Annotated in this window: 5 protein-coding genes; 3 read left to right on the top strand and 2 right to left on the bottom strand. The window is 54.6% G+C overall.

Annotation, left to right across the window (positions count from 1 at the left end):
- Positions 1-354 precede the first annotated feature (354 nt).
- Positions 355-3,867, bottom strand: a complete 3,513-nt coding sequence (locus CHH67_RS20810; protein WP_095267298.1) for a copper amine oxidase N-terminal domain-containing protein — start codon at positions 3,865-3,867, stop codon at positions 355-357.
- Between the two features lie 731 nt (positions 3,868-4,598).
- Between CHH67_RS20810 and CHH67_RS26305 the strand changes: the two genes are divergently transcribed.
- From CHH67_RS26305 to CHH67_RS20825, 3 genes are all read left to right on the top strand, one after another.
- Positions 4,599-4,994, top strand: a complete 396-nt coding sequence (locus CHH67_RS26305; RefSeq protein WP_176475624.1) for a hypothetical protein — start codon at positions 4,599-4,601, stop codon at positions 4,992-4,994.
- Between the two features lie 66 nt (positions 4,995-5,060).
- Positions 5,061-6,803: an ABC transporter ATP-binding protein gene (locus CHH67_RS20820; RefSeq protein ID WP_095267299.1), complete on the top strand. Its 1,743-nt coding sequence runs from the start codon at positions 5,061-5,063 to the stop codon at positions 6,801-6,803.
- Complete coding sequence (locus CHH67_RS20825; RefSeq protein ID WP_095267300.1) at positions 6,796-8,664, top strand: ABC transporter ATP-binding protein; 1,869 nt, start codon at positions 6,796-6,798, stop codon at positions 8,662-8,664. The genes CHH67_RS20820 and CHH67_RS20825 overlap by 8 nt, the downstream gene beginning before the upstream one ends.
- A gap of 296 nt (positions 8,665-8,960) precedes the next feature.
- On the opposite strand, the gene CHH67_RS20830 is transcribed toward CHH67_RS20825, so the two are convergent.
- On the bottom strand, positions 8,961-10,352 hold the full coding sequence (locus CHH67_RS20830) for an MFS transporter (RefSeq protein ID WP_095267301.1): 1,392 nt from the start codon (positions 10,350-10,352) through the stop codon (positions 8,961-8,963).
- Between the last annotated feature and the right edge of the window lie 24 nt (positions 10,353-10,376).

Below are 10,376 nucleotides of genomic sequence, written 5' to 3' on the forward strand. Positions count from 1 at the left end.
AGCTGGGAGTACTGCAATAATTTGAAGAAAAATCATGGGAAAATTAGAGATGAGGGAGATGCCTGAGATTCCTGAGATTCCTGAGATGCCTGGGGTGCCAGAGATGCCTGAGATAGCCGGGATGCATGAGATGCATGAGATGCATGAGATACCGAGATGCCCGAGATGCCCGAGATGCCCCTGACTGGCATAAAGTTCTCTTGACATCACTTGGCCGTTTTTCGGTCAGTTGTTCCTCGCGCATAAAGCAAACCGCCCTCCCTGTCGGAATCATCCGCAGGAAGGGCAGCTTGGTAAGCTTCCTATTCATTTGTTTCATGCATGAGTCCAGCTCGCTCGGTGTTGTTCCTCATTTTATGGAACGATAACAAGCGATTTGGAAGGCTTGGATAACGGATTGGCCGCTACTGCCGTGGACGACAATTTCGTATTGTTATCCTTGACAACTGACAGCACGAATACGGCGTATTCGGTGCCTTTCTCAATATCTTTGCCTAATGCATCCTGTTTGATTGCGTCAGAGCTTGTGTCATCCTTGGTAGCGAATTTGAGCTGAACGGCTACATCCTTTTTGTCCTTGTCATTCGCCTCAATTTTCAGTTGCTTACTTTTAAGGTCGTTGCTAGCCTTGACGGCTTTCTTCAGATCGAAATCCTTCAGATCCTCCTTGGCCACCAACAAGATGTGATAAGCTTCAATATTACGCTCATCGATTGCTTTGGTAAAGCTGATCTTCAGCGGGTTCGGATCTTGGGTCAGCTCGGCTTTCACGTTGGTTACTTGCACTGGATCCGGTACAGTGAACACGCTCGAAGACTTTGATATTTCATGGTTGGTTGATACTTTACCGTCAGCTATTACGAGAACGAACACCCGATACGATTGACCAGCCGTGATAACATTGCCATCCACATCCTTCGCGTTTGCGTCAAGGGTAGCGGAATATTCTCCGGCAGGCGGATCAAGCTTGATATAGTTTCCGCTGGCAACGGCGGTCGCTTCTGCTAATCCGAAAGGCTTCGTCTCAGGTACAACCATGATGCGGTATTCCTGTACGGTGCCCGGATTCGGAGCTGGAGTGAAGCGAACCCGAATATCGCTGGCGTTGCCACTCGTTCCTTCGATGCCGGCATATACGTCCGTAGGAACCCCGACCGTCGTTCCCGTCAGGCGGACGACGCCGGATGGCTGGGACAAGGCGTTATTATTGGCATTTCCGTCCTTGCTGACCGACAGTACAAACACTTGATAATCGACCAGATTCCGGATGGCTTCCCCGTCTACATCGACATGGGTAGGCCGCAGCACATTGCTGAAATTGTTTCCAGCCGAAGCGGTATCGTAACGGCCAGCCTGAACGGCGTTGGCCTGACTCAGGTTGAAGCCGGCAGCCTTCGCCTGCTTCACGACCATGATCCGATATTCCTGGATGTTGCTGTCGTTGGCCGCTCTCGTGAAGGAGACAGACAGATCGCTGGCATCGCCCCGATTGTCAACATCGCTAGCCTGAACATTCGTCACGGCAGCGACCTGGGTGTTCCCCTTGAGAGTAATAACATTAGACGAAGCGGACAGTGCATTGCCCCCGGTCGTGTTGCTGTTGGCCACGGACATCACATAGACACGATAGCCGACCTCGTTGCGGATGCGCTCGCCGTCGGTGTCATTGCTTGCAGCGTCCAGGTTGATCGTAATCGGGCCGCCGCGTTTGTCGACATACTTGTAGTTATTGTTGTTAATCGCCTGGGAGAGCGTGAGGCTCTTGTTGGACTTCACAACATAAACTCTGTAGTGACTGATGTACATTTCATTCGTTGTCGGATTGAACGACACCCTCATATCCGTGCCGTTTCCATTGTCGCTCGTATCGCTGACCACAGGTGTAGAGACAGGTGAAATCGTCTGGCTGCTGGTCAGTGTAATCGTGCTCGAAGGATAGGACAATGCATGATTGCCGGAATAAGCAACCGACATGACATACACGCGATAGCTGACCCCGTTCTGAATCAGTGCGCCGTCAATATCGCGGCTGCTCGCCAACAATGTGCTCGTGATGGTGTTGCCGCCGGTTTTGTTAATATTCGTATAATTGCTGTTGATGTTGCTGGCTCTGTACAGATCAAAGGTGCTGTTATCAGACGCTTTAACAACAAATACCCGGTAATGGCTGATGTTCGATTCATCCGATGGACGGGTGAAGGACACCTGAAGGTCCCGGCCGTCGTTACTGTTGCCTACATCGTTGACATACAGCCCGGAGACAGCCCCGACACTGCCCGTATTGTAAACAAGGACGATCGGATTAGAGACAGGGGACAGCACATTGCTTCCACTGCCGCTGTTGCTGACTGCCATAACGAATACTCGATAATTCACACCGTTTCTCAGTAAGGCGCCGTCCACATCCCTTGCATTGGAAGACAAATTGGTTGTGATGTTCGAGCCGGAATTCGTCTTGCCCACTTGCGTGTAGTTGCTGCTGTTGGTAATCGAATTGGCTCTGCTCAGACTGAAATACGGATGATCGGATTCTTTGACCACAAAAATGCGGTATGCGCTAATATTCGATTCATTGGACACCTTGTTGAAGGTTACCCGCAGATCGCGTCCGTCCCCATAATCGCTAATATCAGCCACCTGCGTTATGATCGGTGCAGTCGTGGCGCCCGATGCCAGCGTAATGGAGGATGAAGCTGCGGACAGCTGGTTGGATACGGCGTTCTCATTGGTGCTGACAGACATGACAAACACCGTATATGGGATGCCGTTGCGGATAAGCTCCCCGGATGTATCCCGTGCGCTTGAGCTCAAGTTTGCCGTCAGCGTCGTGCTAGTGCTGCTTGTTTTGTTGACGCTGGTGTAGTTCTGGCCGGATACATTCTTGGCTGCAGCGAGGTTAAAGCTGCCGATATCCTTCGTTTTTACAACCATGATGCGGTAGTTGAGAATATTGCTCTCATTCTGGGCACGGGTAAAGCTGACCGACAGGTCGCGCCCATCGTTATAGTCGCTAACATCGCTTACGCGTACATTCGTCGCCGGCTGAACCGCATTGCTGTTCGTCAGCGTCAGTGCTTGCGAAGGCGTGGATAAAGCCGCGTTTCCGCTGTTGCCGAATGCGAGAACATAGGCTCGATAAGCCTCGTTATCGCGGATCAGTTCACCATCGGTATCCCGTGCACCGGAAGATAACACTTGAGTCACATTCGATCCGTTAGGATACACGGCGGTGAATCCGCCCATCGGTACTTGGCGCGCTGCCGCCAGATTGATCGACTTGGATTGCTTGACGATCAGAATGCGGTAGTGAGAAACCTGGGATTCCGTGGATGACTTGGTGAAGCTGACTTGAATATCTCGCCCGTCACCTGCATTGCCGATATCCTGTATCGTCACATTCGTCGGTGCCGCAATGTAGTTCGTTTGCGGAGGAGCTGGTGGTGATGTTGTAATCGTTACGGTTTTGGTTCTGGAGTTCCAGCCGATCTTTTCGCCGAGCGCTTCGCTTGCGAAGCGGACAGGAACCATTGTTGTACCTTTTAAGTTTTTGGCCGGTACGTCAAGGCTAACCGTTTGACCATTGATCGTGGCCGTATTGGCGTTGATTCTCAGCACAATCGTGGTGCCGTTTCTGCTTGCGGTTACCGTTTGCGTTTTTTGATTCCATTTCACGGATGCGCCCAGGGACTCGAAGATCGCCCGCATCGGCAGCATTACACGCCCCTGAATCATGATCGGTGCTTGATTGGATGCTACCTTCGTCCCATCAATCAGCACGGTGATGTTGACGGCCGCTTGTGCCTGCGACTGAAACAGCAAAGGCACGACGAGAAGCACGGCCAACAGGGCAGTCCATACTTTTTTCACATGCTCAACCTCCTGATTAGTATGTTGTTCGTCTGTTATTATTTTCCTCCCTAACTATGACGTTCTTGCCAGGAGAAAAGTTTCAGCTAATTAAAGCTTTTATTTATTATATCGTGTAATTGGTTGATTCTGTTAAGTGATTGATCATATGGACCCGTGCCGGACGTCCCGAATGCGGATCGGGGAGCGGTATCTTCTATATTTTCCGGGAAATAGTCTGTCGGTCATCCTATCATGATTGTCTTATGGCTTGAGAATGTGAATCCCGGGGTAATTTTTCTGTATGAACATTCATAGGGCCAACCCAAGCACCCGAGTGCTGGCCATCATGCCGCTGCAGAAATAAAGGGGAAGGGAGACGGGACAAGCATAACACGCTCCATTGGCCCTGGATTTCAACGATAGAGCTATCCATGAATATCAACCTCTTAGCTATTTAATGAAAGAAATTTTGGAGAGCTACCGGAATTCCCTAGTGTCTTGAGCTTGGTATCGTTCGTGCAGCAGCTGGGCACGAGGCGCTCTCTGAGGGGCAGAGGAGCAGGACGGATTGCAGGAAACTATCTAATCAACAGAGACGCTGCAATTTTCGAACATCCTGTTTTGATGCAGGGAATGCCCGGTCAGACGAGGGTTTCAGCCTATTCCTTATATTAGGGAATTCGTTGACAATATGCATACAATTGTATACGATGATTTCATATATCATTGTATACATAAGGAGTGTTAGGGTGAATCATTCCGAGAATCGACTGTATTGGAAGGACGATCATCAAGGCGGGGGCCCTTCCCATGATGAATTCAAACGTCCAGGGGGAGGCGGAAAGCGGAAAGAATGCCAGCGCGGTCCCCAGACATACCGCCGCGGCCGGGCGATTGAGTTTTTAGAGCGAATGCATGTGAAGCGCGAGACGCTGAAGCAGCAGCTGGACGCACAGGAGTATCAATCCATCCGTCCGATAGTGCTCGGTGAATTAAAGGCGATCGATATGGTGATCAATGAGTTTATGCAGCTGTTTGATCTGCAGAATAAGGAAGAAGCCGAAGCGTCTGCACCAGCGGAATCAGGAGCTTCTGCCGGGTCTGAAGGTCCGAACGACCTGAGGGGGGAGAATCCATTTAACTGAGCTTAATGTAGGCCTGACGCCGTGTGCACTATTACATAGACGGGCCTTAACTTCGGAGGAATGCATATGGGAATTGTTTTTTCTTTTTTGAAGAAATATCGCGTAGCTGCGATTGCGGCGCTCACCATGATGCTGATTGAATTGACGGTCGAGCTGATCCAGCCGCTGCTGATCTCCAAGATCATTGACGATGGCATTCAGGTTCAAAATATGTCGGTGGTATGGATGTGGGGAGGCGTGCTTCTGGGAAGCGCTGCCATAGCCTTTGCTGCCGGAATAGCGAGCTCCTTCTTTGCCGCGCATGCGAGCCAGGGGCTTGCATATGATTTGCGGGAAAGTCTATATGAGAAGGTCCAATCCTTCACCTACTCCGTGTTCAACCGTTTCGCAACCTCGTCGCTGATCACTCGGCTGACAGGGGATGTGACCCAGATCCAGGACACGGTGTTTATGGGGCTGCGCTTTATGACGCGGGTCCCGCTTGTTGTGATCGGCAGCATTGTGATGGCGCTGGTCGTGAATGTCAAGCTCGGGCTGATGCTTGTGCTCACGGTACCTCCGCTATTTATCTTCATCGCATGGATGATGAAAAAAGCGGCCGATTCCTTTCGTCAAGTACAGCGGCGTCTGGATGCGGTGAACGGTGTAATCCAGGAGAACTTGACGGGTATCCGTCTCATTCGCGTTTTTGTACGTATGGGTCACGAGATTGAGCGCTTTGCCAACACGACAGGCAAGCTGATGCGCAGCACCGTGTCCACGCTGCGTCTGACGGAAATCACGATGCCGTTCATTCTGCTCATCATGAATGCCAGCATCATGGCCATTCTATGGTTTGGCAGAAACGATATCGAGGCTGGCAGCGCATCGCTCGGGCAGGTCGTTGCCGTACTGAACTACTCTTTGCGCTGCATCGGCGCCATGTCCACCCTGTCTTGGGTTGTGGCTGCCTTTTCCCGCGGCCAGGCTTCGGCCGGCCGGGTGCAGGATGTCATGAGCACAGCATCCCAGGATGCTTCCGAGCAGACGGCTGGGGCCCGGTCCGCATCGGTTCCTGCGTCCTTGAAAGGCGAAGTCGAATTTGACAAGGTCGGCTTCAGTTACCCTGGCAGCGAGATAACGGTACTGTCTGACATTTCGTTCAGGGCATCTCCGGGGGATCGAATCGCTATTATGGGCGCAACCGGCTCCGGCAAGTCAACGCTGGTGCAGCTCATTCCGCAGCTCTACGAGGAGGATGGCGGTACGGTCCGCATCGACGGGATCAAGGCGAAGGAGATCGATCCGCTCCGGCTGCGGAGCAGCATCGGCTATGTACCGCAGGAGGTGATGCTGTTCTCGGGCACGATACGCGAGAACATCGCCTGGGGCCGCGAGGATGCTTCGCTGGAGGAGATCCAGGAGGCGGCGCGCAGAGCGCAAATCCATGACACGATTGCCCAGCTGCCGAACGGGTATGATACGATCATCGGTCAGCGTGGCGTCAATCTGTCCGGCGGGCAGAAGCAGCGCCTTTCCATTGCCCGGGCATTGGTGCGCCGTCCGGCCATTCTTATTCTGGATGACAGCACGAGCGCGCTCGATGTGAGCACGGAGGCGAAGCTGCTTGATGCGCTGAAGGATTTGTCCTGTACGACATTCCTGATCACGCAGAAGATCAGCTCCACTACGTCGGCGGATCTGATCCTGCTGCTGGATGACGGCCGCTTGATCGGCAAGGGGGATCATGCATCGCTGATGGACAGCTCTCCGCTCTATCGACGCATCTATGAGTCCCAATACGGAGAGGAGGAGGTGCGCCATGCTTAAGGCATTGATTGAACCTTTCCGCCATCCGCGCCCGAAGCTGGATCTCAGCGGCGCGAAGGGTGGCAGTGGAAGCAAGCCTAAAGCCAAGGCCAAGAACTGGTCGGGAACGTTGGGCCGCATCTGGTCTTATCTGGCCCGCCGCAAGGGCAAGCTGACCCTTGTGCTGCTGATGGTTGTAGCCAGCTCCGGCTTGTCTCTGCTCGGTCCTTACCTCTTGGGCGTAGGCGTGGACAACTTCCTGGAAGGCCCGGGGGGACCTGACTGGATATACTTCCTTGTCGGTCTGGCCTGCGTCTATGGGCTTCTGGCACTGACAACATGGCTGCACAACATCTGGATGATCGGGATTGCCCAGGAGACGGTGTACCGAATGCGGATGGATTTGTTCACCCATCTGCATCGCCTGCCGATTCCGTTCTACGGGAAGCGGCAGCAGGGCGAAATCATGAGCCGCCTGACCAACGATATCGAGAATGTCAGCTCCACGTTGAACAGCTCGGCGATTCAGATCTTTTCCAGTGTGCTGACCTTGGTCGGAACGGTGTCGGTCATGTTGTGGCTCAGCCCGCTGCTTACGCTGCTCACCTTCCTTGTTGTGCCGCTGATGGTTCTCGGCATGCGCTGGATTACCCGGCGAACCGGTCCGCTGTTCAAGGAGCGCCAGCGCAACCTTGGAGACCTGAACGGCTACATCGAGGAGACGCTGTCGGGACAGCGGATCATTAAGGCGTTCTCGCAGGAGGAGCGGGTTATCCGCGAGTTCGGGGAGCGCAACAAGCGAATTCGCTGGTCCGGATTTTGGGCGCAGAGCATTTCAGGCTTTATTCCGAAGCTGATGAACGGCTTAAACAACCTCAGCTTTGCAATCGTGGCTGGCATCGGCGGGATTATGGCCATTAAAGGCTACATCTCGGTCGGAGTCATCATTATATTCGAGAGTTACGCCAGACAGTTTACCAGGCCGCTGAACGACCTGGCCAACCAGTGGAATACGCTGCTTTCGGCGATTGCCGGAGCGGAGCGGGTATTCGAGGTGCTGGACGAGGAAGTGGAGGCCAAGGACGAGACGGGTGCCGTTACGCTGAGCAAAGTGGAGGGTGCCGTGAAGTTCAACAACGTGTCCTTCTCCTATGACAAGGGCGGGGATACGCTGGAAGGCATCAGCTTTGAGGCGAAGCCGGGGGAGATGATTGCGCTCGTCGGGCCGACAGGCGCGGGCAAAACGACGCTCATTCAGCTCATATCCCGGTTCTACATTCCCGATAGCGGTCAGATTACGCTCGACGGGCGCGATCTGTCCACGATTCAGAGGGAAAGCCTTCGCTCCCACATGGCGTTTGTGCTCCAGGATTCGTTCCTGTTCAAAGGCACGATTCGTGAAAATATCCGTTTTGGGCGGCTCGACGCAACCGATGAAGAGGTGGAGGAAGCGGCCAAGCTGGCCAATGCCCACTCGTTCATCGTCCGGCTGAAGGACGGCTATGACAAAATGCTGGACGCCGATGGCAGCGGCATCAGCCAGGGGCAGAAGCAACTGCTTGCCATCGCCCGTGCGATTCTGGCCAATCCGGCGATGCTCGTGCTGGATGAAGCGACCAGCAGCATCGATACGGTGACGGAGATCAAGATCCAGGAAGGGCTTCAGCGCTTGATGCAGGGGCGCACCAGTTTTGTGATCGCTCACCGTCTGAATACGATCCGCTCGGCCGACCGGATATTGGTGCTGAAGGAAGGCAAGCTGATTGAGCAGGGATCGCATGACGAGCTGCTGCGGCAGGGCGGCTTCTACAGCGACCTGTACAACGGGCAGCTGAAGCGGGCGGTGATGCAAGCGGCGATGAACGAGGGGATCCGAGGATGAATGCGGGAACCCCCAAGCCGAACGGGCTGCGCCGCAACGGCTGAGCAGCTAAAGTTTCGGGCACCATGGGGCAACGATGCGTGTTTGCCGAGGGTCTGCTCGGTACAACAGAACCACCGGGCAAGGGAGAATGAAGTTCCCTTGCCCGGTGGTTTTTTCAGCGCCGCCGCGAAGGCCGCCTGCTGCCGGCTTGCATGGAGGTGGGAGCAAGCGATGCCTCCCCTGTCGCATCGCGGCAGGCTTCCTCGAACTGCAGAGCCAGGCCGGCGTCAATAGCAGCCGCTAGTGTAAGCGGCCTATCCCTTGCTGCCTGTCGCCTGAAGCTCAGGGAGCAGACGCCCGCGCCGCCCGAACTGGACAAAAAACAGCAGGAGGATGCCGAGCTGCACAGCCGCCAACACGACGTAAATATTACTGTAAGTGGAGGCGCCCGGATTGAGGCTCAGTGGATTCCAGGCCGCGGAAGCGTCCAATTCGACCGCCTTGCCATATATGCCCGTCGAGATTGCGCCGGACAGGAAGTTCAACAGGGAGAACAGCCCCATTCCGACCCCGGTCTGCTCCTTCGGCAGGGACAGCGAGATCGTCTTCGACAGTGAAATCTGCATGAACATTTGCCCGACGTTCCCGAATATGAGGAACAGCGCGATCCAGAACGGGGATACGCCCGCAAAGGAAGACAGCAGGATAAAGCCGGACAGAAGGAGTGCGGAGGCGGCATAGAATAGGAAGGACGTTCCTTTCGTATCGGCCAAACGGCCTCCGGTTCTGCCAAGGAACGCGGCTACGACAGCCCCGGGCACCATGGCGAATCCGATCCATCCTGGCAGGAGCTGGTGGACGTCCGACAGCAGCTGCGGGGTCAGAAACGGCAGGGCGTAGCCGACGCTCACCGCGAGGACGCCAAGAGTCAGGCCGACCGAATAGCCGGCATTGCAGAACAGTCGAGGCTGGACGAAGGGAGCCTTCGCCGTCCGGATGCGTATCATGAACAGAACGAACAAAACCAGGCTGCCTGCGGCGTATAACCAGCCGCCTTGCGTAACCGCGAGCAGCAGCAGGGCAACCGTTCCGGCGAGCAGTCCACCGCCAAGCCAGTCGATCGTTCCGCCCTGCCTCTGCTCGTCGCCTAAGTACTTGCGGTACAGGGGCACAGTGAACAGAATGAGCAGCGGAATGCAGAAGAGCCACCGCCAATGGAACGCGCTGACCAGCAGCGCGGAAACGATCGGGCCGATCGCGCTGCCGATCGCAAGCCCGGTTGCCGTAATGCCCAGTGCCCGGCCGCGCGATTCTGGAGGGAAATAGCGGACCGGAATGATCATGGCCGTCGCCGGGATGACCGCTGCTCCCATGGCTTGGAGAATCCGCCCGAGCAGAACCACCCAATAAGCTTGCGCTCCGAGGCCGACCATAGAGCCGGCGAAGAACAGGAGCAGCCCAAAGGTCAGCAGATTTTTCAATTTATACGTATCGGCCAGCTTGCCGTATATGACTGAGCCGATGGCATAAATGAGCATGTAAATCGATGATACCCAGCTTACCTCGGCAAAGGAGAGCCGAAAATCCCTGCTCATTTCAGGCAGGACGATGTTGAACATCGTGGCGCTCATCGATGAGATAATCATCGTCAAAGCAAGAATGCGAATCAATTTGTCGGCGTAAGGCCGAACGGGATCGGCTTGCATGTTGATTCCCCCTTTCCTTTGGAT

Source organism: Paenibacillus campinasensis, assembly GCF_002272015.1.
Classification (GTDB): domain Bacteria; phylum Bacillota; class Bacilli; order Paenibacillales; family Paenibacillaceae; genus Paenibacillus_AQ; species Paenibacillus_AQ campinasensis.

Bases quoted from the DNA above. Each gene is read 5' to 3' on its own strand.
- CHH67_RS20820 (WP_095267299.1), top strand. From the start codon at position 5,061: ATGGGAATTGTTTTTTCTTTTTTGAAGAAATATCGCGTAGCTGCGATT.
- CHH67_RS20825 (WP_095267300.1), top strand. From the start codon at position 6,796: ATGCTTAAGGCATTGATTGAACCTTTCCGCCATCCGCGCCCGAAGCTG.
- CHH67_RS20830 (WP_095267301.1), bottom strand. From the start codon at position 10,352: ATGCAAGCCGATCCCGTTCGGCCTTACGCCGACAAATTGATTCGCATT.